Annotated in this window: 22 protein-coding genes; 4 read left to right on the top strand and 18 right to left on the bottom strand. The window is 72.8% G+C overall.

Translation table 11 applies throughout. From position 1 onward, the window contains the following. Positions 1-51: 51 nt before the first annotated feature. From der to aroH, 5 genes are all read right to left on the bottom strand, one after another. Entirely contained in the window at positions 52-1,527 is a 1,476-nt protein-coding gene (gene der, locus C1703_RS07630; RefSeq protein ID WP_031121139.1) for a ribosome biogenesis GTPase Der, read from the bottom strand. 63 nt (positions 1,528-1,590) lie between these two features. Beyond that, positions 1,591-2,193: a lysophospholipid acyltransferase family protein gene (locus tag C1703_RS07635; protein WP_114257331.1), complete on the bottom strand. Its 603-nt coding sequence runs from the start codon at positions 2,191-2,193 to the stop codon at positions 1,591-1,593. Positions 2,194-2,246: 53 nt separating this feature from the next. Then, a complete protein-coding gene (cmk, locus tag C1703_RS07640; protein WP_114251179.1) occupies positions 2,247-2,927 on the bottom strand; it encodes a (d)CMP kinase in 681 nt (226 codons plus the stop codon). 213 nt (positions 2,928-3,140) lie between these two features. Continuing rightward, complete coding sequence (locus C1703_RS07645) at positions 3,141-4,226, bottom strand: prephenate dehydrogenase (RefSeq protein ID WP_114251180.1); 1,086 nt, start codon at positions 4,224-4,226, stop codon at positions 3,141-3,143. After that, positions 4,223-4,585: a chorismate mutase gene (gene aroH / locus C1703_RS07650; RefSeq protein ID WP_114251181.1), complete on the bottom strand. Its 363-nt coding sequence runs from the start codon at positions 4,583-4,585 to the stop codon at positions 4,223-4,225. Before aroH ends, C1703_RS07645 begins: the two co-directional genes overlap by 4 nt. Before the next feature lie 178 nt (positions 4,586-4,763). On the opposite strand from aroH, the gene C1703_RS07655 reads away from it, so the two are divergent. Together C1703_RS07655 and C1703_RS07660 are read left to right on the top strand one after the other, a co-directional pair. Further along, a complete protein-coding gene (locus C1703_RS07655) occupies positions 4,764-5,216 on the top strand; it encodes a Rieske (2Fe-2S) protein (RefSeq protein WP_114251182.1) in 453 nt (150 codons plus the stop codon). Positions 5,217-5,239: 23 nt separating this feature from the next. After that, positions 5,240-5,917, top strand: coding sequence for a nucleotidyltransferase domain-containing protein (locus tag C1703_RS07660; protein ID WP_114251183.1), 678 nt, complete (start codon positions 5,240-5,242; stop codon positions 5,915-5,917). 9 nt (positions 5,918-5,926) lie between these two features. Here C1703_RS07660 and C1703_RS07665 read toward each other — a convergent pair whose 3' ends face one another. The 11 genes from C1703_RS07665 to C1703_RS07715 form a co-directional block, all read right to left on the bottom strand. Further along, positions 5,927-6,946 (bottom strand): ADP-ribosylglycohydrolase family protein, encoded by a 1,020-nt coding sequence (locus tag C1703_RS07665; protein ID WP_114251184.1) that lies wholly within the window; start codon positions 6,944-6,946, stop codon positions 5,927-5,929. After that, entirely contained in the window at positions 6,943-7,662 is a 720-nt protein-coding gene (locus tag C1703_RS07670; RefSeq protein WP_114251185.1) for an NUDIX domain-containing protein, read from the bottom strand. Before C1703_RS07670 ends, C1703_RS07665 begins: the two co-directional genes overlap by 4 nt. Positions 7,663-7,724: 62 nt before the next feature. Beyond that, positions 7,725-8,786, bottom strand: a complete 1,062-nt coding sequence (locus C1703_RS07675; protein WP_114251186.1) for a pseudouridine synthase — start codon at positions 8,784-8,786, stop codon at positions 7,725-7,727. After that, complete coding sequence (gene scpB, locus C1703_RS07680; RefSeq protein ID WP_031121128.1) at positions 8,786-9,472, bottom strand: SMC-Scp complex subunit ScpB; 687 nt, start codon at positions 9,470-9,472, stop codon at positions 8,786-8,788. The genes C1703_RS07675 and scpB overlap by 1 nt, the downstream gene beginning before the upstream one ends. After that, complete coding sequence (locus C1703_RS07685) at positions 9,469-10,767, bottom strand: segregation/condensation protein A (RefSeq protein ID WP_114251187.1); 1,299 nt, start codon at positions 10,765-10,767, stop codon at positions 9,469-9,471. The genes scpB and C1703_RS07685 overlap by 4 nt, the downstream gene beginning before the upstream one ends. An 18-nt stretch (positions 10,768-10,785) precedes the next feature. Continuing rightward, entirely contained in the window at positions 10,786-11,376 is a 591-nt protein-coding gene (locus C1703_RS07690; RefSeq protein WP_114251188.1) for a hypothetical protein, read from the bottom strand. Then, positions 11,361-12,488, bottom strand: coding sequence for a ParA family protein (locus C1703_RS07695; RefSeq protein WP_078651145.1), 1,128 nt, complete (start codon positions 12,486-12,488; stop codon positions 11,361-11,363). Before C1703_RS07695 ends, C1703_RS07690 begins: the two co-directional genes overlap by 16 nt. Positions 12,489-12,949: 461 nt before the next feature. Further along, complete coding sequence (gene ald / locus C1703_RS07700; protein ID WP_157993084.1) at positions 12,950-14,074, bottom strand: alanine dehydrogenase; 1,125 nt, start codon at positions 14,072-14,074, stop codon at positions 12,950-12,952. Between the two features lie 137 nt (positions 14,075-14,211). Then, on the bottom strand, positions 14,212-16,251 hold the full coding sequence (locus C1703_RS07705; RefSeq protein ID WP_198678111.1) for a tetratricopeptide repeat protein: 2,040 nt from the start codon (positions 16,249-16,251) through the stop codon (positions 14,212-14,214). A 248-nt stretch (positions 16,252-16,499) separates the two neighbouring features. Then, positions 16,500-17,126, bottom strand: coding sequence for an NUDIX hydrolase (locus tag C1703_RS07710; RefSeq protein ID WP_114251190.1), 627 nt, complete (start codon positions 17,124-17,126; stop codon positions 16,500-16,502). Positions 17,127-17,222: 96 nt separating this feature from the next. Further along, positions 17,223-18,881, bottom strand: coding sequence for a CTP synthase (locus tag C1703_RS07715; protein WP_114251191.1), 1,659 nt, complete (start codon positions 18,879-18,881; stop codon positions 17,223-17,225). A gap of 528 nt (positions 18,882-19,409) precedes the next feature. On the opposite strand from C1703_RS07715, the gene C1703_RS07725 reads away from it, so the two are divergent. Next, positions 19,410-21,212 (top strand): glycoside hydrolase family 15 protein, encoded by a 1,803-nt coding sequence (locus C1703_RS07725; protein WP_114251192.1) that lies wholly within the window; start codon positions 19,410-19,412, stop codon positions 21,210-21,212. Between the two features lie 18 nt (positions 21,213-21,230). Here C1703_RS07725 and C1703_RS07730 read toward each other — a convergent pair whose 3' ends face one another. Beyond that, complete coding sequence (locus C1703_RS07730) at positions 21,231-22,187, bottom strand: LLM class F420-dependent oxidoreductase (RefSeq protein ID WP_114251193.1); 957 nt, start codon at positions 22,185-22,187, stop codon at positions 21,231-21,233. 104 nt (positions 22,188-22,291) lie between these two features. Between C1703_RS07730 and C1703_RS07735 the strand changes: the two genes are divergently transcribed. Continuing rightward, entirely contained in the window at positions 22,292-23,935 is a 1,644-nt protein-coding gene (locus tag C1703_RS07735) for a PucR family transcriptional regulator (RefSeq protein ID WP_114251194.1), read from the top strand. Positions 23,936-24,048: 113 nt separating this feature from the next. Here the strand turns inward: C1703_RS07735 and C1703_RS07740 are convergent, their stop codons facing one another. Further along, positions 24,049-25,191, bottom strand: a complete 1,143-nt coding sequence (locus tag C1703_RS07740) for a glycosyltransferase family 4 protein (protein WP_114251195.1) — start codon at positions 25,189-25,191, stop codon at positions 24,049-24,051. Positions 25,192-25,249: the final 58 nt, after the last annotated feature.

Genomic DNA, 25,249 nt, shown 5'->3' on the forward strand with positions numbered 1-25,249 from the left:
CAGAGGAAGGGGCGGCCCCGTCGGGGGCCGCCCCTTCCCCTTCCTGCTTCGCTACTTCTTCTTGCCGCGCTTCTCGCGCACCCGCACAGAGATGTGGATCGGCGTCCCCTCGAAGCCGAACTCCTCGCGCAGGCGGCGCTCGATGAAGCGCCGGTAGCCCGCCTCGATGAAGCCGGAGGCGAACAGCACGAACCGCGGCGGCTTGGTGCCCGCCTGGGTGCCGAACAGGATGCGCGGCTGCTTGCCGCCCCGGACCGGATGCGGGTGGGCGGCGACCAGTTCGCCGAGGAAGGCGTTCAGCCGGCCCGTCGGGACCCGGGTCTCCCAGCCCGCCAGGGCCGTCTCGATCGCCGGGACCAGCTTCTCCATGTGCCGCCCGGTGCGCGCCGAGACGTTCACCCGGGGCGCCCACGCCACCTGGCCGAGCTCCGTCTCGATCTCCCGCTCCAGGTAGTAGCGGCGCTCCTCGTCGAGGGTGTCCCACTTGTTGAACGCCAGGACGATCGCGCGGCCCGCCTCGACGGCCATGGTGACGATGCGCTGGTCCTGCACCGAGATGGACTCGGCGGCGTCGATGAGGATGACCGCCACCTCGGCCTTCTCGACGGCGGCGGCCGTGCGCAGCGAGGCGTAGTAGTCGGCGCCCTGCTGGAGGTGGACGCGCTTGCGGATGCCGGCGGTGTCGACGAACTTCCAGGTGACTCCGCCGAGTTCGATCAGCTCGTCGACCGGGTCGCGGGTGGTTCCGGCCAGCTCGTTGACGACGACGCGCTCCTCGCCCGCCACCTTGTTCAGCAGGGAGGACTTGCCGACGTTCGGGCGGCCGATCAGGGCGATGCGGCGCGGGCCGCCGATGCCGCCCCCGCCGAACGTCTCGCGCGGCGCCTCGGGCAGCACCTCCAGGACCTGGTCGAGCATGTCGCCCGTACCGCGGCCGTGCAGCGCGGAGACCGGGTACGGCTCCCCCAGCCCCAGCGACCACAGGTACGCCGCGTCGGCCTCGCCGCTCGGGCCGTCCACCTTGTTGGCGCACAGCACGACCGGCTTGCCGGCCTTGCGCAGCAGCCGGACGACGGCCTCGTCGGTGTCGGTGGCGCCGACCTTGGCGTCGACGACGAACACGACCGCGTCGGCGGCCTCGATGGCGTACTCGGCCTGGGCGGCCACGGAGGCGTCGATGCCGAGGACGTCCTGCTCCCAGCCGCCGGTGTCGACGACCTTGAAGCGGCGGCCCGCCCACTCGGCCTCGTACGTCACCCTGTCACGGGTGACACCCGGCTTGTCCTCGACGACCGCCTCGCGGCGGCCGATGATGCGGTTCACCAGGGTCGACTTGCCGACATTGGGGCGGCCGACGACGGCGAGCACGGGCAGCGGGCCGTGGCCCGCCGCCTCGATGGCGCCCTCGACGTCCTCGAGGTCGAAGCCCTCCTCCGCGGCGAGCTCCATGAACTCCGCGTACTCGGCGTCGCCGAGCGCCCCGTGGTCGTGCTCGTGCGCGCCCTCGGGCTGGATGTGGTCGTTCATGAAGTCCGTACCTCGTTCATCGTGGTGGTCGGTGGAGTACCCGCTGTCGTCCGGGCTGATCCACTACTCAAGTGTCGCCTGGCGCCTGGTGAGGCGCCTGGCGTTTTCCAGGTGGGCGGCCAGCTGCTTCTGTATGCGCCCGGTCGCCTCGTCGAGCGCCTTGCGCGTACGGCGGCCGCTGCCGTCGCCGGCCTCGAAGGGCTCGCCGAAGACGACGTCGACGCGCGAGCGCAGCGGAGGCAGCGCCTTTATCAACCGTCCCGGCCGGTCGGAACTTCCCAGCACGGCGACCGGCACGATCGGGGCACCACTGCGCACCGCGAAGTAGGCGAGCCCGGCGCGCAGCGAGGCGAAGTCACCCTCGCCCCGGGTGCCCTCCGGGAAGATGCCGAGCACGCCGCCGTTGTCCAGGACGCCGAGCGCCCGGGTGATCGCTGTGCGGTCGGTGGTGTCGCGGTCCACCTTCAGCTGGCCGATGCCGGTCAGGAACGGGTCGAGCGGGCCGACGAACGCCTCCTTCTTGATCAGGAAGTGCGTCGGCCGGGGCGCCACGCCCATGACCATCGGGCCGTCGATGTTGTGGGAGTGGTTGACCGCGAGGATCACCGGCCCGCTCGTGGGCACCCGCCAGGCGCCCAGCACCCGCGGCTTCCACAGCCCGTACATCAGGCCGACGCCGATGCGCCGCCCGACCTCGGCGCCCTTTTCCGAAGGGAGACTCACTTCCCGGCCCGCTTCTCCTCGACGAGCGTGACGACGCACTCGATGACCTGGGCCAGCGTGAGCTCGGTGGTGTCCACCTCGACGGCGTCGTCCGCCTTGGCGAGCGGGGAGGTCTTGCGGCTGGAGTCGGCGGCGTCGCGCTTGATCAGGGCCTCGCGGGTGGAGTGCACGTCGGCGCCCTTCAGCTCACCGCTGCGCCGGGCGGCGCGCGCCTCCGCGGAGGCGGTGAGGAAGATCTTCAGGTCGGCGTCCGGCAGCACGGTCGTGCCGATGTCCCGGCCCTCGACCACGATGCCGTTCTCCGCGGAGGCCGCGATCGAGCGCTGCAGCTCGGTGATCCGGGCCCGCACCTCGGGCACCGCGCTGACCGCGCTGACCTTGGAGGTGACTTCCTGGGTGCGGATCGGGCCGGCCACGTCGACGCCGTCGACGGTGATGGTGGGGGCCTGCGGGTCGGTGCCGGAGACGATCTCGGGCTTGCCGGCCGCGGCGGCGATCGCGGCGGGGTCGTCGATGTCGATGCCGTTGTTCACCATCCACCAGGTGATCGCCCGGTACTGGGCGCCGGTGTCCAGGTAGCTCAGCCCGAGCTGTGCCGCCACGGCCTTCGAGGTGCTCGACTTGCCCGTGCCGGAGGGGCCGTCGATGGCGACAATCACTGGCGTGGCGCTTTCCACAGTGGGGGACCTTCCTGGACCGGGCTGGCGGGGTGGGGGCGCGACTGCCCCGCACAAGGTTACTGGGTTCGTGTCACTCGTCCGGCCGCGCGTGGGTGACAGCGGCGCTCGGCCACTTCCAGCCCGTCCGGCGCTTGAGGACGAGGCCGTCCAGGCCGCAGCGGGGGCCTGGGGGCAGCAGCCCCCAGAACCGGCCCGACAGCACCTCACGGGCTACTGCCGGATCGCCCAGCCGCGCTCCCGCAGCGCGGCGGACAGCACGGGCGCGGCCTTCGGCTCCACCATGAGCTGCACCAGACCGGCCTGCTGCCCCGTCGCGTGCTCGATCCGCACGTCCTCGATGTTGACGCCCGCCATGCCCGCGTCCGCGAAGATCCGGGCCAGCTGACCGGGCTGGTCGTCGATGAGCACGGCCACGACCTCGTAGGCGCGCGGAGCGGACCCGTGCTTGCCGGGGACGCGGACCTGCCCGGCGTTGCCGCGCCGCAGGACGTCCTCGATCCCGCCGGTGCCCTCGCGGCGCTTGTGGTCGTCGGAGGACTGCAGCGCGCGCAGGGACCGCACGGTCTCCTCCAGGTCGGCGGCGACCTCCGTGAGCAGGTCGGCGACCGGCCCGGGGTTCGCGGAGAGGATGTCGATCCACATCCGGGGGTCGGAGGCGGCGATCCGCGTCACGTCCCGGATGCCCTGCCCGCACAGCCGTACGGCGGCCTCCTCGGCGTGCTCCAGGCGCGCGGCGACCAGGCTGGAGACCAGGTGGGGCATGTGGGAGACGAGGGCGACGGCCCGGTCGTGGGCGTCGGCGTCCATCACGACCGGCACGGCACGGCAGTGCGAGACCAGCTCCAGGGCGAGGTTCAGCACCTCGGTGTCGGTGTCCCGGGTCGGGGTGAGCACCCAGGGGCGGCCCTCGAAGAGGTCGCCGGTCGCGGCGAGCGGGCCGGACTTCTCCCGGCCCGACATGGGGTGCGTGCCGATGTAGGCCGCGAGGTCGAGGCCGCGTGCCTCCAGCTCGCGGCGCGGTCCGCCCTTGACGCTGGCGACGTCGAGGTAGCCGCGCGCCAGGCCGCGGCTCATGGCGTCGGCGAGCACGTCGGCCACGTGCGCGGGCGGGGCGGCGACGATCGCCAGGTCGACGGGCCCGTCGGGCGTCTCGTCCGTGCCGGCGCCGAGCGCGGCCGCCGTACGGGCCTGCTCGGGGTCGGGGTCGGCGAGGTGCACCGTGACGCCCCGCTGGGACAGGGCGAGGGCGGCGGACGTGCCGATCAGGCCGGTGCCGATGACGAGTGCGGTCCTCACTGGGCGATGTCCTTGCGCAGGGCGCCCGCGGCGCCGAGGTAGACGTGGGCGATGTCGGCGCGGGGCCGGTCGGACTCGATGTGCGCGAGGACCCGGACGACGCGGGGCATGGCGCCCTCGATGTCGAGTTCCTGGGCGCAGATCAGCGGGACGTCGACGATGCCGAGCTTGCGCGCGGCCGCGGCCGGGAAGTCGCTGTGCAGGTCGGGCGTGGCCGTGAACCAGATGCTGATCAGGTCGTCGGCGGTGAGGCCGTTGCGCTCCAGGATGGCCGTGAGCAGGGCCCCGACCTGCTCGTCCATGTGCCCGGCCTCGTCCCGTTCGAGTTGGACGGCTCCCCGGACCGCTCGTACCGCCACGGCGCTGCTCCTTGCTGACGTGCCTGTCGCTCTGCGTGTCAAGCCTAGTCAGCCCGCGCGGCACCGGTGCGCGGCGCCCGCCGGGTGAGACGCCGAGGTTGCTTCTCCTTGAGCGGGTTCGGTGCCAGGATGCAGCTATTTCCGATTTATCCGTCTTCGGCATCCTCGGAGTGACGACATGACCCCCAGCACGACACGCCGCACGGTCCTCCTCGCGACAGGCGCCACGGGCGCGGCGGCGCTCGTCGCGGCCTGCGGCGGAGGCGGGGACGACAACGGTTCCGCGTCGACGGCCACCCCCACCGACCAGGGGGCCACCGGCACGGAGACGGGCGCCCCGGGCGGCAAGGAGCTGGCCTCCACCGACGAGATCCCGGTCGGCGGCGGCAAGATCTTCAAGGACGACGAGGTCGTGGTGACCCAGCCGGAGCGGGGGCAGTTCAAGGCGTTCTCGGCGATCTGCACCCACCAGCGCTGCACGGTGGGCTCGGTCTCCGACGGCACGATCAACTGCCCCTGCCACGGCAGCAGGTTCCACATCGCCGACGGCTCGGTGGCCAACGGCCCGGCGACCCGGCCGCTGCCCGCCGAGCGGATCACCGTGGAGGGAAATTCGGTGCGGCTGGCCTGAGGGTTCCGCGTACGCTCCCGGACATGCAGCCCGAAACCCTGGTACGCGACCACACGATCTACGCCTGTGTGATGGGGTCGCGCGCCTTCGGGCTGGCTACGGACGGCAGCGACACCGACCGCCGGGGCGTGTTCCTGGCCCCCACGCCCCTGTTCTGGCGCTTCGACAAGCCGCCGACGCACGTCGAGGGGCCCGGCGAGGAGCAGTTCAGCTGGGAGCTGGAGCGGTTCTGCGAGCTGGCCCTGCGCGCCAACCCGAACATCCTTGAGTGCCTGCACTCCCCGCTCGTGGAGTACGCCGACGACACCGGCCGCGAGCTTCTCGCCCTGCGGGGGGCGTTCCTGTCCCGGCGGGTCCACGAGACGTTCACGCGGTACGCGCACAGCCAGCGCCGCAAGCTGGAGGCCGACGTCCGCGCCCACGGCACGCCCCGCTGGAAGCACGCGATGCACCTGCTGCGCCTGCTCATCAGCGCCCGGGACCTGCTGCGCACGGGTGGCCTCACCGTCGACGTCGGCGAGCACCGCGAGCCGCTGCTCGCGGTGAAGCGCGGCGAGGTCACCTGGTCCGAGGTCGCGTCCTGGATGACCCGCCTGGAGCGGGAGGCCCACGAGGCCGCCGGCCGCAGCCCGCTCCCGGCGGAACCGGACCGGCGGCGCGTGGAGGACTTCCTCGTCCGGGTACGCCGAGCAGCCCTGTGACGGCAGCCGTCACGCGTCCCAGAGCGCCCCGAGGGTCAGCAGGTCGCTCCGGTACTCGATGCGGTCGGCCCAGTCGCTCGGCCAGGCCTCAGCGCCCAGGTGGGCGCCCGCGAAGGCCCCGGCCAGGCAGGCGATCGAGTCCGAGTCGCCGGCGGTGCAGGCGGCGCGGCGCAGGGCCGTCACCGGCTCCTCGGGGAAGAGCAGGAAGCACAGCAGCCCGGTCGCCAGGGCCTCCTCGGCGATCCAGCCCTCGCCGGTGGCCAGGCACGGGTCGGTCTCGGGCGAGACGGTGCGCACGGCGTGCTGGAGGCGGTCGAGGATCTCCAGGCACTCGTCCCAGCCGCGCGCGATGAACTGCTCGGGGCTCGCATCCTGGGCGCGACGCCACAGGTCGCCGAGCCAGCGCTCGTGGTAGTGGCTGCGGTTCTCCAGGGCGTACGACCGGAGCAGCCCGACCAGCGCGGCCGGCTCGGTGCCCTGCGCGAGCAGGCGTACGGCGTGCGCGGTGAGGTCGGCGGCCGCGAGGCCCGTCGGATGCCCGTGGGTCAGCGCCGCCTGCAACTGGGCGGCGCCCGCCCGCTGTTCGTCGCTCAGGCCGGGCACCAGGCCCAGGGGCGCGACGCGCATGTTGGCACCGCAGCCCTTGGAACCGATCTGGCTGGCGTCCTGCCAGGGCCGGGCCTCGTCCTTCAGCAGCGAGCAGGCCCTGAGGCAGGTCCCGCCGGGGGCGCGGTTGTTCTGCGGCGACTGGTACCAGTCCACGAACTCCTCACGTAGGGTCCGGGCCAGCACCATCGGGGTGAGCAGCCCCCGGTCCATCGCCGAGCGCACCGCCCGTCCCACCGCCAGGGTCATCTGCGTGTCGTCCGAGACGTAGGCGTGCTTCGGCAACGGCAGCTCCCGCCACGGCCCGTGCTTGGCGATGATCGTCGGCACGTCGTTGAACTCGGTCGGATATCCCAGCGCGTCCCCGAGGGCGAGCCCCGTGAGTGCTCCGGTGGCGGCTTGCTTGTGAACGAGCGTGGTCATGCGGGGTGTCCTTCCCGGGACGGCCGGAGGAGAGGCGGATGGAGGGTGGTGGCGGCACCGGCGCGGTACACCGCGGCGGGTTTGCCCCGGCCGCCGGTCAGCCGCGCGGCGCCGGGGACGGGTTCGACGAAGCCCGGCGTGGCGAGGACCTTGCGCCGGAAGTTGGGCCGGTCGAGCGCGGTGCCCCACACGGTCTCGTAGACCCGCTGGAGCTCGCCGAGGGTGAACTCGGGCGGGCAGAAGGCCGTGGCGAGGCAGGTGTACTCGAGCTTGGCGCCGACGCGGTCGTGGGCGTCGGCCAGGATGCGGTCGTGGTCGAAGGCGAGCGGCCCGGCCGTGCCGTAGGGCACCCAGTCGACCCGGGCGGCGTCGCTGCCGCCCTGCGCCTCGGGCGCGTCGGGCAGCAGCGCGGCGAAGGCGACCGACACGACCCGCATCCGGGGGTCGCGGCCGGGCTCGCTGTAGGTCCGCAGCTGCTCCAGGTGCAGCCCCGAGACGTCCGACAGGCCGGTCTCCTCGGCGAGTTCACGCCGCGCGGCCGTCTCCGCGGACTCGTCCGGCTGAACGAAGCCGCCGGGCAGGGCCCGGTGTCCGGCGTACGGCTCCTGCCCGCGCTCGACGAGCAGCACGTGCAGGGCGCCGTCCCGGACGGTGAAGACGGCGAGGTCGACCGTGACGGCGAAGGGTTCATGGGCGTACTTGTCGTAGCCGTCCATGACCTGCACCCCCTTTAATAGTCGCCACGACTATAAAAGGGGGTGCCTGTCACTCACAAGTTCTAGAGGTCGACTTCCTGCATCAGCATCCCGACCTCCGTGTTGGACAGCCGGCGCAGCCAGCCCGACTTCTGGTCGCCGAGGGTGATCGGGCCGAAGGCGACCCGGACCAGCTTGTCGACCGGGAAGCCGGCCGCGGCCAGCATCCGGCGCACGATGTGCTTGCGGCCCTCGTGGAGGGTGACCTCGACGAGGTAGTTCTTGCCGGTCTGCTCGACGACCCGGAAGTGGTCCGCGCGCGCGTAGCCGTCCTCCAGCTGGATGCCGTCCTTGAGCTGCTTGCCCAGGTCGCGCGGGATGGGGCCGACGATGTGCGCGAGGTAGGTCTTCTTCACGCCGTACTTCGGGTGGGTCAGCCGGTGGGCCAGCTCGCCGTGGTTGGTGAGCAGGATGACGCCCTCGGTCTCGGTGTCGAGCCGGCCGACGTGGAAGAGGCGGGTCTCGCGGTTGGTGACGTAGTCCCCGAGGCACTGCCGGCCCTCCGGGTCCTCCATCGTCGAGACGACACCGGCGGGCTTGTTCAGCGCGAAGAACTGGTAGCGCTGCGTGGCGACGGTCAGCCCGTCGACCTTGATCTCGTCCTTCTCCGGGTCGACCCGCTTGCCCTGCTCCAGGACGATCTCGCCGTTGACCTCGACCCTGGCCTCCTCGATCAGCTCCTCGCAGGCGCGCCGGGAGCCGAAGCCGGCCCGGGCGAGGACCTTCTGCAGCCGCTCGCCCTCCTGCTCGGCGCCGGGGAAGGTCTTCGGGAGCTTGACCTCCTTCTTCCCGGCGTACCGGTCGCGGTTGCGCTCCTCGATCTGCGCCTCGTACTCACGGGGGCGCGCCGGGGCCGTACGCCCCTGTCGCTGGGGCTGCTTGGGCCCGCCCTTGGCGCCGCCCCGGGCGGCTCCTCCGCGCCCGGCCTTGGGGCCGTCCTTGGTCGCCCCGGGGCCCACGTCGTAGCGGCGCTCCTCGGGGCGGGGCTTGCGGGGGCGGCCCTGCCCCTGCTTCTGGTCCCTGTTGTTGCCGGCGCCGCGGTGGTTACCGCGCCCGCCGCTCTTGCCGCTGCCGCTGCTTCGCATCAAAGTTCCGTCTGGTCGTCTTCGTCGTCGGTCCCCGGGCTCACCGGGCGGCCCGGCGCGTCGTCGTCGGGCGCGTCCGGGTCGAACGACGGTACGCCCTCCTGGGTCTCGGCCTCGATCGCCTCCGCCTCCGGGAGGAAGGGCGCGAGCTCCGGGAGCTCGTCCAGACCGCGCAGGCCCATCCGCTCCAGGAAGTAGTTCGTCGTCCTGTACAGGATCGCACCTGTTTCGGGTTCCGTGCCCGCCTCCTCTATCAGACCGCGCTGCAGGAGGGTCCGCATGACGCCGTCGCAGTTCACTCCGCGCACGGCCGAGACGCGGCTGCGGCTGACCGGCTGGCGGTAGGCGACGACGGCCAGGGTCTCCAGGGCGGCCTGGGTGAGGCGGGCCTGCTGGCCGTCCAGCACGAAGCGCTCGACGGCGGGCGCGTACGCGGCGCGGGTGTAGAACCGCCAGCCGTTCGCGACGAACCGCAGTTCGAAACCGCGGCCCTGGACGGTGTACTCGTCGGCCAGTTCGCGCAGGGCGTCCGCGATCTGCCGCTTCGGCCGCTCCAGTATCTTCGCGAGGTGCTCCTCGGTCGCGGGCTCGTCGACGACCATGAGGACTGCTTCGAGAGCGGGCTTGAGGTCGAGACCGGCGACGTCGCGCAGCCCGGCCGGGACCTCGGTGGTTTCCTGGCTCACGCCTTCTTCTCCTCCTTCGGCGGCTCGGGCGGCCGGTCGAACTCGTCGGTGACGGTCGGTGTCTCGTCCCCGTCCCCGCCGGTCCACCGCACGAGCAGCTCCCCGAGCGCGGCCTCCTGCTCCAGCGCCACGGCCTTCTCCCGGTACAGCTCCAGCAGGGCGAGGAAGCGGGCCACGACGGTCAGGGTGTCGTCGGTGTCCTCCACCAGCGCCCGGAAGCTGGCCTCGCCCAGCTCCCTGAGCCGGGCGACGACGATCTGCGCCTGCTCCTGGACGCTGACCAGGGGGGCGTGGATGTGGTCGACGTACACCTGCGGCTTGGGCCTGGGCTGCATCGCCTTCACGGCGAGCTTGGCGAACCCTTCCGCCCCGATGCTGATGACGACCTCGGGCAGCAGCTCGGCGTGGTGCGGTTCGAGGCCGACGGTTCGGGGGTAGCGCCGGGCCTCGTCGTCGAGCCGCCCGCTGAAGATGTCGGCGATCTGCTTGTACGCGCGGTACTGGAGCAGCCGCGCGAACAGCAGGTCCCGGGCCTCGAGCAGGGCGAGGTCGGCCTCGTCCTCCACCTCGGCGGCGGGCAGCAGCCGGGCGGCCTTCAGATCGAGCAGGGTGGCCGCGACGACGAGGAACTCGGTCGTCTCGTCCAGGTCCCAGTCCGGCCCCATGGCCCGGATGTGCGCCATGAACTCGTCGGTCACCTTGGACAGCGCGACCTCGGTGACGTCCAGCTTGTGCTTCGAGATCAGCTGGAGCAGCAGGTCGAAGGGCCCTTCGAAGTTGGCGAGCCGGACCTTGAAGACCCCGTCGTCGCCCTCGACACGCCCGGCGGCGGACTCGCCGGCGTCCCCCGACTCCGGGACGGGGCGCTCGGCATCGATGCCGGCCCCGGCCCCGACGCCCGCGAGGCCCGCGCCCGACTCGGCAGCCCCGGTCCCGGCCGACGGCCCACCCGACGGGCCGGTGTCCGCGACCTCGGGCGACGGCGCCCGCGACCCGGCGGTACCCGCAGGCAGCACCTCGGACCCAGCGGTACCCTCAGGCAGATCCTCGGATCCGGCCGTGGCCGCCGGCAGCACCTCAGGCCCAGCGGGGTCCGCAGACAGATCCTCAGACCCAGCCGTGGCCGCCGTCGGCGGCGCCTCGGGCTCGTCCACGCCCCTCGGCGGCACATCCGGCTCCACCGCATCCGTCCGCTCCACCGGCGGAGCCACCCGCGGAGCCCCCGGCCCCCTCCCCAGCGCACGCCGACGGCCGGCCGGGCCGCCGGGGGGAGGTGGGGAAGCGTTCGAGGTCATGGCCCCCGCAGGCTACCGCTACCGCCCGCGCAGTCGTCGTACGAGGATGCTGGCGTCCCCGCGGGTCTCCAGGTCGGCCAGGACCACGGCGACCGCCTCGCGGACGATGCGGCCGCGGTCGACGGCCAGGCCGTGCTCGCCGCGGAGCACGAGACGGGCGTGCTCCAGGTCCATGAGCTCCTCGGCCGACACGTACACCGTGATCTTCTCGTCGTGCCGCTCACGGCCGCTGGGACGGCGCGTGGCCGCCCGCCCACGCTTGCGCGGTGCCGCCGCTGCGGCAGCGGCGGCAGAACCTTCCTGCGCCGCCTGCCGACGCCCGGCGCCGGACCGCTCGGCGGCCGCGGAACGACTGCGGGACTCCCCGGCCTCGGCCGGCTCCGCGTCGGCCGCGACATGCTCCGCGCCCTCGCCGTCGCCGCCCTGCGCCGGCACCGACTGCGGCGCGTCCTCCGCGCCCGCTACCGCCGCCGCGTCGCCCTCCCCCGCCGGAGCGGGCACCCGGGCGTCGCCGTTGGCCGCACGCCTGGGCGTGGACGACTGCAGTCCCATCCCCCCTGTCGTACGGAAGAGTTCGTCGGCCCCCGGCAGACTCACTCGGCGTGACACCGGGCGAGCACCTCCCTGGCGAGCTGGCGATAGGCGGCGGCACCGACGGAGTTGGAGGCGTACGTGGTGATCGGCTCACCGGCGACCGTGGTCTCCGGGAAGCGGACCGTGCGCCCGATGACCGTGTGGTAGACGTGGTCGTCGAACGCCTCGACGACACGCGCGAGCACCTCACGGCTGTGCACCGTGCGCGAGTCGTACATCGTGGCGAGGATCCCGTCGAGCTCCAGGTCGGGGTTGAGCCGCTCCTGGACCTTCTCGATGGTCTCCGTCAGCAGGGCCACGCCTCGGAGGGCGAAGAACTCGCACTCCAGCGGCACGATCACCTTGTGCGCGGCCGTCAGGGCGTTGACCGTGAGCAGGCCGAGCGAGGGCTGGCAGTCGATGACGATGAAGTCGTAGTCGTCCAGCAGCGGCTTCAGGGCGCGCTGCAGCGTCGACTCGCGGGCGACCTCGGAGACGAGCTGGACCTCGGCCGCCGACAGGTCGATGTTGCTGGGCAGCAGGTCCATGTTGGGGACCGCCGTCTTCAGCAGCACCTCGTCGGCCGCCATCCCCCGCTCCATGAGCAGGTTGTAGACGGTGAGGTCGAGCTCCATCGGGTTGACGCCGAGTCCGACCGACAGCGCGCCCTGCGGGTCGAAGTCCACGAGCAGGACACGGCGTCCGTACTCCGCGAGCGCGGCACCCAGGTTGATGGTCGACGTGGTCTTGCCGACGCCGCCCTTCTGGTTGCACATCGCGATGATCTTCGCGGGTCCGTGGTCGGTCAGCGGGCCCGGGATCGGGAAGTACGGCAGCGGGCGCCCGGTCGGGCCGATGCGCTCCCGGCGCTGTCTGGCCGCGTCGGGCGCGAGTGTGGCCGCGTACTCGGGGTCGGGCTCGTACTCCGCGTCGGGGTCGTAGAAGTGCCCCTCGGGCAGTTCGTCGTAGTCGGCGAAGTGGTTGTGGGGCGCGCCACTTCCGTCGCCGGCCATGGCGTTCACGTGATGGCCATCCATCTTCTGGTGTGCTGTGTGAGTCGCCTGCTGACTCTGGTGGGCTGCGAAGGTGCGCACAGCGACGGAGCCGACAGCCTCGAACCCCGCGGAGCCCTGGCCCCGTGCAGGCATTCCTGGTTGACCACCCCCGGGAGTAAATGTCGACTCATTCACAAGTCGTCTTACCTCCTTGGTGACCAGGAAACTTCTAGACAGGTCAGCGTGGCACCATGCCGACGGTTGGCGACTCTATGGCGTGTCGGGCGTCCGCAGCAACACAATCCGCCGGACCCGGCCCGATGTGTCGGCAATGAAACATCCCGCTGTCAAGGGCGTACGGCCGTCGCACGGCAGGTTTCACCGGTGTGCGAATCGGTTGAAGGGTTACGTTCGAGGCGAGTTGCTCGAGAATCGCGAAGTGACCATACACACATCCGGCCGGACCTTGTCGGGCAAGGTCCGGCCGGTTGCGCGGCGTTGACGGCCTGTGGCGGGGTTCCCCCCGATCGAGCGAAGCCGCGACGGGGGGAGTATCGCCTTTGCCGGTGGGTGACTTAGCCGACTTACCGGCTTCCCGGGGCGGGGCGGGCGGCTCAGCCGAGCAGCGAGGACAGCTCCACGTGCTCCACCCCGTGCGCCTCGGCGACCTCGCGGTAAACGACCTTGCCGTCATGGGTGTTGAGCCCCTTGGCCAGCGCCGGGTCGCGGCGCAGCGCACCCGCCCAGCCGTGGTCGGCCAGTTCCACGATGTACGGCAGTGTGGCGTTGGTCAGCGCGTACGTGGAGGTGTTGGGGACCGCGCCGGGCATGTTGGCGACGCAGTAGAAGACCGAGTTGTGGACCTGGAAGGTCGGCTCGGCGTGGGTGGTCGGACGGGAGTCCTCGAAGCAGCCGCCCTGGTCGATCGCGATGTCGACAAGGACACTTCCGGGCTTCATCCGGGAGACGAGTTCGTTGGTGACCAGCTTCGGGGCCTTGGCGCCGGGGACCAGGACGGCACCGATGACGAGGTCGGCCTCCAGGCAGGCCTTCTCCAGCTCCAGGGCGTTGGAGACGACGGTCTGGATCTTCGTGCCGAAGATCTTGTCCGCCTCGCGGAGCTTGTTCACGTCCTTGTCGAGCAGGGTCACGTGGAAGCCCAGGCCGATGGCGATCTGCGCCGCCTGCCAGCCGGAGACGCCGCCGCCGATGACGACCGCCCGGCCGGCCGGCACACCCGGGACACCGCCGGGGAGCACGCCCCGGCCGCCGTTGGCGCGCATCAGGTGGTAGGCGCCGACCTGCGGAGCCAGCCGGCCCGCGACCTCGGACATCGGGGCGAGCAGCGGCAGCGCGCGGCCGGGCAGCTCGACGGTCTCGTAGGCGATGGCCGTGGTGCCGGACTCCAGCAGGGCGTCCGTGCACTCCTTGGAGGCGGCCAGGTGCAGGTAGGTGAAGAGCGTCTGGTCCTTGCGGAGGCGGTGGTACTCCTCGGCGATGGGCTCCTTGACCTTCAGCAGCAGGTCGGCCGTGGCCCACACCTCGTCGGCGGTGTCCAGGATCCGAGCGCCGGCGGCGACGTACTCCTCGTCCGTGATCGAGGAGCCGACGCCGGCGCCGCGCTCGACGACGACCTGGTGGCCGTGGCGCACCAGCTCGTGCACACCGGCGGGGGTGATGGCCACCCGGAACTCGTTGTTCTTGACCTCGCGGGGGATGCCGACCTTCACGTCGATCACGGTCCTTGGCTCAGAGGGTATGGGGGTATTTCTTAGACATACCCGGGCACGCACGGGCACACCGGGAGAGACCGCAGGAGAACGTGCGGCAGAGCCAGTCTAATGAAGGTGTTCCCGCTGTCTAGCCTTTCATTGCATCAATCTTCAGCCGATGCGGTACGGATTTCGCAGGCGTCGGGTTCCGTTTGAAGGTTTGAGTCGCCGAGGAGCCGCTCGGCGGCGCCCCGGTGCAGCCCGGCCGACGCGGGGTCCCCGAGGTGTTCGAGGGTGTCGGCGACCCGCAGGTGCAGCGCGGCCTGCAACCGCGTGTCCTCGGCCCGCCGCGCCCACTCCACGGCCTCCCGGCAGGTGCGCAGCGACTCCTCGGGCCGGCCCGCGTACTCCTGGACCCGCGCCAGCTCGCTCAACGCCCGCGCCTGGGCGGCCACGTCGCCGCACCGGCGGTGCCCGGCGATCGCCGAGCGCCAGTTCCGCAGGGCCTCGCCGTAGCGGCCCGCGTAGGTGTGGGCGGCGGCGATCCGCCCGTACAGCCGGGCGGCGTCGGCGCGCTCGCCCCGGGCCAGCCGCTCGGTCAGGGCCCGGCCGAACCAGTCGGCGGCCCGGTCGAAGTCGCCGAGCTCCAGGTGCGCGCCCCCTACGGATTCCATCGCGCGGCCGGTCGCATACGGGTCGTTCACCTCGCGTCCGGCGTCCAGCGCGGCCCGGTAGCGCGCCAGGGCGTCGGCCGTGCGGCCGGTGCGGGCGTCGAGGTCGCCGAGGTTCAGCAGGGCGGCGGCCCGCTCCCGGGGCAGGTCGCGGCGCTCGGCGATGTCGAGGACCAGGCTGTGGATGTCGTACAGGTCGGGCGCCGCCGCCTGGGTGCCGATGTGGGCGACCATCGCCCGCACCAGCTGGGACATCAGCCGCCGGGCCAGGGTGTCCAGCTCGCCGTCGGCGACCGCGAGCCGGGCCGCGGCCAGCAGGGCGGGCCGGGTCAGGCGCAGCCAGTCGGCCGCCGCCCGGGGGGTGGGGAAGCGCAGGGCGCGCGGCATGTCGAGGAGTTTCTGCCGCGCCTGGGGGCTGTCGGTCTCGGTGATCGCGCGGCAGGCCTGGAGCAGCCGTACGGTCCGCTCCAGCATGCGGGCGCGGGCCAGCTGGAGCTCGGCCGGGCGCTCGTGGTGCCTGGCGAGGGCGCGGAGCAGGGGGTGCAGGCAGCCGGGCACCTCGTACTGCGGCAGCGGCGAGTCCACGGCGTGCAGGAAGCCGAGGGCGACCAGGTCGTCGAGGGTGGTGCGGGCGGTGCCGACCGAGCAGCCGACGAGCGCGGAGGCGACCTGCGGGTCGACCAGTCCGGCCGGGGCGAGGGCGAGCAGGCGCAGCATCCGGGCGGCGGTGGCGGGCAGCGCGGCGTAGGCGAGGCGGAAGACCCGGGTCAGGGCGGTCCCCTCGGGCTCCTCGGCGCGCAGCTGCTTGGCGAGGTCGGAGACAGCCGCCTTGGGGCGCGCGGCGAGCCAGCCGCCGGCCAGCGTCAGCGCGGCCGGCTGCCCCTGGCACTCCTCGGCGAGGCCCTCGGCGGCCCGGGGGTCGACGGTGATGCGGACCGAGCCGGTGTGCCGGGACAGCAGCTCCACCCCGGACTTGGCGTCCAGGCCGCCCAGCGTGCAGGGGCGGACGTCCGAGATACCGGTCAGGGGGCCCTCGGAGACCGCGACGACCAGGCAGTCCGGGGCGTCGGGCAGCAGGGCGTCGACCTGCTCGGCGTCGGCCGCGTCGTCCAGCAGGAGCAGGGCCCGGCGGTCGGCGAGGGCGGCGCGCAGGGCGTCGCTGAGGTCGTCCTCGCAAGCCCCGGCCGGGGCCTCCTCGTCCAGGGCGGTGAGCAGGTCGCGGGCGGCGCGCTCGACGGGTACGGGGGCGCCGTCCGGGTCGGTGAGGCGGGCGCGCAGCACCCCGTCCGGGTAACGGTCCGCGACCTGCCGTACGAGTTCCTCGGCGAGTGCGGTGCGGCCCGAGCCGGGGCGGCCGGCGATGAGCAGGACACGGGCGCGTGGCGGTTTGCGGCCCGCCAGGGTGTCCAGTCCGGCGCGCTCGATGTCGGCGCGCAGTTCCTTCAACTCCCGTGTGCGGCCCAGGAACCGGTTCTCCCCGGCAGCGCGTCCGGTCAGCCGCACGTCGCCTGTCTCCACGACCTGATCCGTCACGGGCCACACTCCCGTCCCACCGCACACGCAAGCCCGCCGGGACTCCGGTTCGGGCGTGTCCCAGAGCCTAGTTCACGCTCTGCAACGTTCCGGGTGGAGCGCGGCGGAGGCATCGCCTGATCGGATCAGCAGATCGTAGGACTGACAGCGTCAAGATCGCGCCCCGAAAGGGGCGCGGGGAACCGCGCGACCAGCCACGGCGAAAGCCGCACCCGACCGACGACCTTCCCTGCATCTCCAGCGGAGCGCTACGCCTCGAACGGACGAGCCGGCCACGGCGCCTGCGCCGGCCGCAGCGCGTCAAGGCCGTCCCCGGCCCGCGCGGCCACCAGCGACAGCACGCCGACGACGAGGCAGTTGTTGTGCAGCTCCCCCGCCAGGACACCCCGCACGAGGTCCTCGACCGGCACCCGGTCGAGCTCCATGTCGGCCTCTTCCTCCTCGACCGCGAAGCGCTCCCCCTCCGCCTCGGACAGATCACGCGCGAGGAAGATCCGCACGGCCTCGTCGCAGCCGCCGGGCGTGGTGTAGACGTCGGTCAGCACCCGCCAGTCCTCGGCCTTGACGTGCGCCTCCTCGTACAGCTCGCGCTGCGCCGCGTGCAGCGGGTTCTCGCCGGGGACGTCGAGCAGCCCGGCCGGGATCTCCCACAGCTTGTGGCGCACGGGGTGGCGGTACTGGCGCAGGACCAGGACGCGGTCGGCCTCGTCGAGGGCGAGGACGGCGACGGAGCCGGGGTGGACCTGGTAGTCACGGCCGACCACCGTGCCGTCGGGCATGACCACGTCGTCGGTCCGGACGGAGGTCTTGTTGCCCACGAAGGGCGTGTCCGTCGCCCGGACTTCCCACTCCTCGGGAGTGTCCTTGATCGTCATGCCTGTCCTTCCACGCGCCCTGCGCGACCTGCCGAAACGAAACCGGGGCGCACACCCTTTGAAGGGATGCACCCCGGCCACCGTACAACTGGTGTGTTACTTCGAAGTCTTCCGCTCGACCGCGGCCTTGACGAGCCCGGCGAACAGCGGGTGCGGACGCGTCGGGCGCGAGCGCAGCTCCGGGTGCGCCTGGGTCGCGACCAGGTACGGGTGGACGTCGCGCGGGTACTCGACGTACTCGACGAGCTTGCCGTCCGGCGAGGTGCCGGAGAACAGGATGCCCGCCCTCTTCTCCAGCTCGGCGCGGTAGGCGTTGTTCACCTCGTAGCGGTGCCGGTGGCGCTCCTCGACGTACTCCTTGCCGTCGTACACCTCGCGCACGATCGAACCCTCGGCCAGCTTCGCCGGGTACATGCCGAGCCGCATGGTGCCGCCCATGTCACCCTCACCGGCGACGATGTCGAGCTGCTCGGCCATCGTGGAGATGACCGGGTGGGCGGTCGCCGGGTCGAACTCGGTGGAGTTGGCGTCGGAGATGTCGGCCAGGTTGCGCGCCGCCTCGATCACGATGCACTGGAGGCCGAGGCAGAGGCCGAGCAGCGGGATCTTGTTCTCGCGGGCGTACTTGATCGCGCCGACCTTGCCGAGCACACCCCGGTCGCCGAAGCCGCCGGGGATGCAGATGCCGTCGACGTCGCCGAGCTGCGCCGCGGCACCGGCCGGGGTCTTGCAGTCGTCGGAGGTGACCCACTTGATCTTCACGCGGGCGCGGTTGGCGAAGCCGCCGGCGCGCAGCGCCTCGGTGACCGACAGGTAGGCGTCGGGCAGGTCGATGTACTTGCCGACCAGGGCGAGGGTGACCTCGTGGTCCGGGTTGTGGACGCGGTCGAGCAGGTCGTCCCAGGTCGTCCAGTCGACGTCCCGGAACGGCAGGTCCAGCTTGCGGACCACGTAGGCGTCCAGGCCCTCGCCGTGCACGGTCTTCGGGATGTCGTAGATCGAGCGGGCGTCGGGGCAGGCGACGACGGCGGCCTCGTCGACGTCGCACATCAGCGAGATCTTCCGCTTGATCGCGGTGGGCACCTCGCGGTCGCAGCGCAGCACGATCGCGTCCGGCTGGATACCGATGTTGCGCAGGGCCGCGACCGAGTGCTGGGTGGGCTTCGTCTTCAGCTCACCCGAAGGGCCGATGTACGGCAGGAGCGAGATGTGGACGACGAAGACGTTGTCACGGCCGACCTCGTGCCGGACCTGGCGGACGGTCTCCAGGAACGGCAGCGACTCGATGTCGCCGACCGTGCCGCCGACCTCGGTGATCACGACGTCGACCTCGTCCGTCGCCATGCGGCGGATGCGGTGCTTGATCTCGTTGGTGATGTGCGGGATGACCTGCACGGTGTCGCCCAGGTACTCGCCGCGCCGCTCCTTGGCGATCACGGTGGAGTACACCTGGCCGGTGGTGACGTTCGCGGAGCCGTCGAGGTCGCGGTCGAGGAAGCGCTCGTAGTGGCCGATGTCCAGGTCGGTCTCGGCGCCGTCGTTGGTGACGAACACCTCACCGTGCTGGAAGGGGTTCATCGTGCCGGGGTCGACGTTGAGATACGGGTCGAGCTTCTGCATCACGACGCGCAGACCGCGGGCCTTGAGCAGCATGCCGAGGCTGGAGGCCGTCAGGCCCTTGCCGAGCGAGGAGGCGACACCCCCGGTGACGAAGATGTGCTTGGTCGTCGAGTTACGAAAAGCGGCGGGCGGCATGGCCAAGACGGGGCTCCCGTGGTCGCGGTCTGGGGGTGCGGTGCGGCTGCCCGCCGGAAATCTCCGGGGTGCCGTCGCTGCGGTTCGGGGGTTCCCTGTCGGGAAGGGGCCCACCGGTCCACGGGCTACCAGCGTATCAGCGCCTCGGGGGGATGGCTTCCGGCCACGCTCCGCGCACGCGCCGACACGGAGGCGATCGCCCACACCGGTCTCTCACCCGTTGCTCACTCGTTCGGCGTACTCGCCTTGCCCGGAGCGGCACACACATCATCTGCGTGCGTCGTATCCTGCTCGGACACTCGCTGCCGAGCCCGGCCGGCCCAACGGCACCACCCACCGCCCGTGAGTACCGGAACAACGTGAGCTCGTCAGTTCGTTGAGCAACAATTGGCGCTTTGCATCACGGCAGAGCGACCTGTTTTGCTTCATCGCTCAACGACGCACTGCAAGACTTGCCGAAAACCCCCCTTGACCGCACTAGCGACAGCCCCCTCGTGGGGTGACGTGGCCGTTCGACTGGAGTTGCACGTGGCCGGGCGCATCGAAGACTACGCACTCATCGGAGACATGCAGACCGCTGCCCTGGTCTGCCGGGACGGGACAGTCGACTGGCTGTGCCTGCCCCGCTTCGACTCGCACGCCATCTTCGCCGGCCTGCTGGGCAACGAGGAGCACGGCTTCTGGCGGCTCGGCCCCGCCTACGCCTCCGACCAGGAGCCCCCCACCGCCGCCCGGCGCAGCTACCGCGGCGACTCGCTGATCCTGGAGTCCGAGTGGGACACCCAGCGGGGCACGGTCCGGGTGACCGACTTCATGCCGCCGCGTGACGGCGCCCCGCAGCTGATCCGGATCGTGGAAGGCGTCTCGGGCCGCGTGCCGATGCGCTCGGCGCTGCGGATGCGGTTCTCCTACGGGCGGGTGGTGCCGTGGGTGCACAAGCACGAGGGGCGCACGGTGGCCGTGGCGGGCCCGGACTCCGTGTGGTTCGACACATCCGCCGAGACCTACGGCAAGTCGCTCACCACGTACGCCGACTTCACGGTCGCTCCGGGTGACCGGATCGCGTTCACGATCTCCTGGCAGCCCTCGCACAAGGAGCCGCCGCCGCTGCCCGAGCCGGAGCAGTCGCTGGAAGCGACGGAGGACTTCTGGCGCGAGTGGGTCGACCACTGCACGTACCACGGGCCGTACCGCGAGGCCGTGGTCCGCTCGCTGATCACGCTGAAGGCCCTGACGTACGCCCCGACCGGCGGCATCGTCGCCGCGCCGACCACCTCCCTGCCGGAGGACATCGGCGGCGTCCGCAACTGGGACTACCGTTACACGTGGCTGCGCGACGCGGCGATCACCCTGTCCTCGCTGCTGCGCACCGGCTACCGCGAGGAGGCCCGCGCCTGGCGCGAGTGGCTGCTGCGGGCGGTCGCCGGCGATCCGGAGAACCTGCAGATCATGTACGGCATCGCCGGCGAGCGCGAGCTCGGCGAGGCGGAGCTGGACTGGCTCCCGGGCTACGAGGGCTCCACCCCGGTCCGCGTCGGCAACGGCGCCGCGCACCAGCTCCAGCTGGACGTCTACGGCGAGGTCACCGAGGCCCTGCACCTGGCCCACATGACGGGCCTCGCGCGCAACGACTACGCCTCGCTGCTCCAGCTGAAGCTGATCCGATACCTGGAGGACCACTGGCAGGACCCGGACGAGGGCATCTGGGAGGTGCGCGGCCCGCGCCGCCACTTCGTGCACTCCAAGGTCATGGCCTGGGTCGCCGTCGACCGCACGATCAAGCTGATCGAGTCCGGCGACGCCGACGGCCCGCTGGAGCGCTGGAAGGAACTGCGCGACGACATCCACCGGGACGTGTGCGAGAAGGGCTACGACAAGGAGCGCAACACGTTCACGCAGTCGTACGGCTCGAAGGAGCTGGACGCCTCGCTGCTGCTGATCCCGCAGATGGGCTTCCTGCCGCCGGACGACAAGCGGGTCATCGGCACGATCGAGGCGATCCAGCGGGAGCTGTCCACGCCGGACGGCTTCATCCTGCGCTACCCGACCTCGGGCGGCGACGAGGGCGTCGACGGCCTGCCCGGTGACGAGGGCGCGTTCCTCGCCTGCTCGTTCTGGATGGCCGACGACCTGGCGATGATCGGCCGCGTGGACGAGGCCCGCAAGCTGTTCGAGAAGCTGCTGTCCCTGCGCAACGACCTCGGTCTGCTGGCCGAGGAGTGGGACCCGCGCCTGCAGCGCCAGGTGGGCAACTTCCCGCAGGCCTTCAGCCACGTGCCGCTCATCGACACGGCGCTGCGGCTGACGGCCTCGGGCGCGTACGGCGGCTGAGCGGAGGCGCTGGGAGCGTCACTCCGGCTTGAGGGCCGTGAGCGTGCGCTCCCCCGCCGGGTCGCCCGCCGTGGCCGGGACGAGGGCTATCTCGTCGAGACCGGCCTCCGCGTAGGCGTCGACGCGGGCGCGGACCGTGCCGGCGTCGCCGACGAGGCCGACCGTGCCCGCGGCCTCGGGCGGCAGTGCCCGCAGCAGGGTGTCCCGGTCGGCGCCCTTGGCGGCCAGCTCGACGACCTCGGCGAACCCGGCGTCGACGAACATGTCGCTGTAGCCCGGCACGGCGAGGTAGCCGACGACGCTGCGCAGGATCTGCCGGAGCGACTCGGGCTCCGGGTCGACGGCGGCGGGCAGCCAGGCGGCCAGCCGCGGGGGCGTACGGCCCGCCCGCTCGGCGGCCGCGAGCATCCGCGCCCGCAGCATGCGGACCTGCTCCGGGGAGACGAGGTCGAGCAGCATCCGGTCGGCGTGGGCGACGGCCGTGGCGACGGCGCGCTCGCCGAAGGCCGCCACGGTGAGCATCCCCCCGGGCGGCGGCAGCCGGCGCGGGAAGCCGCTGCCGGGCACGACCGGCTCGCCCGGCACGCTGTCCATCAGCGCGCGCACCACCGCGGCCGACTCCTCCAGGGTGGCGGCGGGCCGGGTGCGCGGCCGGCCGTGCACGCCCTCGACGACCCGCTTGCTGGAGGTGCCCAGGGCGACCCCGACGGGTCGGCCGGTGACGGCCGCGGTGGACGCGGCGCCCCGGACGACGGTGAGCGGGTCGCGCACGTTCACCGGCACGGGCCCGGCCGTCAGCGTGGCCTGTCGTGTGGCCGCGCCGATCGCCGTCGCCAGGACGAACGAGTCCCACGTCGGGCCCTCGCCCGCCCACACCTCCCGGTAACCGAGCCGGTCCGCGAGCACGGCGACCCGCAACGGCTCCTCGACCGGACTGTCGTCTTCCCGCCCCACGGCGACCACGCTGATGTCCATGACGGCGCCCGTACCCGGACGATCACGCGGTAATCCCGGACGTGATCGCCCCCGGGCGGCCGCGGAGATGTCCGGGAGGCACCCGCGCGGGTAGCGTCCGGCCCATGGACAGCGGGACGGGCAGCGCGTACGACACCCAGGGCGCCGGGATCACCGTGCAGCGGGCGCTGGAGCTGCCGGGGCTGCGCAGCGGGCTGCCCGAGGTGCTGGCGGGCGCCGACCGGCTCGGGCGCACCGTGCGCTGGGTGCACGCGGGCGAGGTGCCGCACATCGCCTCGCTGCTCAAGGGCGGCGAGCTGCTGCTGACCACGGGCTACGGCCTCGGCGCCCGCCCGGCCGAGCAGCGGGCGTTCGTGCGCACGCTGGCCGAGCGCGGCATCGCCGCCCTGGTCGTGGAACTCGGCCCGCGCTTCACCCGGCTCCCCGCGGCGCTGGTCGACACGGCCCGCTCGGCCGGACTGCCGCTCGTCCAGCTGCACCGCGAAGTGCCGTTCGTCACCGTCACGGAGGAGATCCACACCGAGATCGTCAACGGCCACTACGCGCTGCTCCAGCGGGCCGAGGAGGTGCACCGCCGCTGCACGGAGGTCCTGCTGGGCGGCGGCGGAGTGCCCCAGGTGCTCGGCATCCTGGCCGACTTCGGCGGCAACCCGGTCTTCCTGGAGACGGCCGACGGGCAGTTGCTGTACGCCGCCGGGGCCGGTCCCGAGGGCGCGGACCCGCTCCAGGTGTGGGAGGGGCTGCGCGGGCAGCACAAGGACGAGCCGCCGCTCGCGGGCTCGCTCCTCGTGGACGTGCCGGGCGGCGGACCCGGCAGCGGGGGCGTCCGCGCGCGTCTCGTCCTGCTGCCCGTGCGGACTCCCCTGGCGCCCGTGCACCGCATGGCGGCCGAGCGGGCGGCGGGCATCCTGGCCGTGGTGCTGATGCAGGCGCGGCAGGAGGAGGAACTGGCGGCGCGCGGCCGCGGCGACTTCCTCACGGACCTCGCCGAGGGCCGGGTCACGGCTCAGGACGCCCCGGCGCAGGCGCGCGTGCTGGGCTTCCGGCCGGGCGAGGGGCCACTGTTGCCGGTGGTCATGCGGCTGGGGGACGCGCTGTCGCCGGGGGGAGGCTGGGCCGTGCTGGCCCGGGCGGTCTCCGAGGAGCTGGCGGCGGTGGGCGTGCCGGTGCTGCTCGGGGTGCGGCCGGTGGAGGGCCGGGTGCCGGTGCTGCTGGGGCTGCGCTCGGAGTCGGAGCGGGCGACGGTCGCGGACCGGGTCGCGACGGCGCTGCGGGCCGGTGTGGAGCGGGCCGGGATGCTGCGGCCGGGCGCGCCGCCGCCCGTGGTGGTCGTGGGAGTGGCGGGCGGCTGGACGGCGGCGGCCTCGGGGCTGCGGCACGCCGCCGAGACGGCCGCGGCGGCGCAGGGCCTGCCGGACCGGCCCTGGTTCGACGCCCGCCGCCTGGACATCGACCTGCTGCTGTGGCGGCTGCGCGACCACCCGGACCTGGCCGCCTTCGTCGACCGGGCGCTCGGCCCGCTGCTGGACCACGACCGCCGCTCCCGCCCGCCGCTGCTGCCCACCCTGACGACCTACCTCGCCCACGCGGGACGCAAGGCGGAGACGGCCCGGGAGCTGCACCTCAACCGGCAGACCCTGTACAACCGGCTGGCGCGCATCGGGGAGCTGCTGGGCACGGACCTGGACGATCCGCAGACGGTCCTGGCCCTGAGCCTGGCGCTACGGGCCCGCAGACACGTCCCCTAGGGCTTTCACGTGAGGGACCAGGGCTGGGTCTTTCACGTCAGGGGCCGGGGCTGGGTCTTTCACGTCAGGGGCCGGGGCTGGGTCTTTCACGTCAGGGGCCGGGGCTGGGTCTTTCACGTCAGGGGCCGGGGCTGGGTCAACTCGTCGTACACACTGAGGACCTGGGCGACCGTCTCGTCCTCGGTCGGCCAGCTCGCCGCCTGCCGGGCGCCCTTTTCCTTCAGCAGCTCCCGGCGGGCGGGGTCGCCGAGCAGGCGTACGACGGAGTCCGCCAGAGCCTTCGCGTCGCCGTACGGCACGAGTTCGGCCGCGTCGCCGACGAGTTCGGGGATGCCGCCGACGTCGGTCGCGACGAGCGGCACGCGCGCGTGGAGCGCCTCCTGGGCGAGGACGGAGCGGGCCTCCCAGCGGCTCGGCAGCAGCGCGAGGTCGGCGGCGGCGAGCAGGTCGGTGACGCCGTCGCGCCGCCCGATGAGCCGGACCGGCAGCCCCTCCTCCTCGATCCGCCCCTGGAGTTCGCCGCGCAGCGGCCCCTCCCCGGCGATCACGACCAGGGGAACCGGGTCGAGGCGGCGCCACACGCGCGCCGCGTCCAGCAGTACGTCGTACCCGCGGTGGCGTTCCAGGGAGCCGACGGCCATGAGCAACGGCCGTCCGATCGCGCCGAGTTCGGCGCGGACCTTGGGCCGCAGCCGGTCGGGGTCGTCGGGTTCCACGGGCCGGCGGGGGCCGGGCAGCGCGACGGCCGCGAGCCGCGCGTCCCGCGCGCCCGTCCGCCGGGCCCGGTCCACGAGCGCCGACGTCGTCCCCAGCACGACGGTGGCCGCCTTCACGACCCGCCGCTCCAGCACCTTCAGCAGCTGGGCACGCGCACCGTCGACGTGCGCCCGGTCGTGCCACGTCACCACCAGCGGGGTCCGCACGCGCCGCCCGCTGAGGGCGAGGACGGTACGGAAGGAGGCGTGCAGCCCGTGCGCGTGCACCAGATCGGCGTTCGCGCAGGCCGCCCGCAGCGCCGCCACCGACACCGGGTCGCTGCTGCGCGGCACGTGCACATGGTCGGCCCCGACGCCGCTGAAGTCATAGGCGCGATCCGCCTCGAAAGGGGCGCACACCGTGACCTTCACGCCCCTGGCGACGAGCCCCGCGGCCAGCGAGCGGACATGCGCACTGCTGGCGGCGTTGCCTCCGCCCAGCACCTGCACGGTGCGCAGCGGGGACTGGCCAGGCGGTGAGTGGCTGCTCACGGGGGTCACGTGGCCGGGCTCCTGGTTCGGGTCGGGCGGTCACGACGCGGTTTCCCACGCGTACTCC

The organism is Streptomyces sp. Go-475 (assembly GCF_003330845.1).
Classification (GTDB): Bacteria; Actinomycetota; Actinomycetes; order Streptomycetales; family Streptomycetaceae; genus Streptomyces.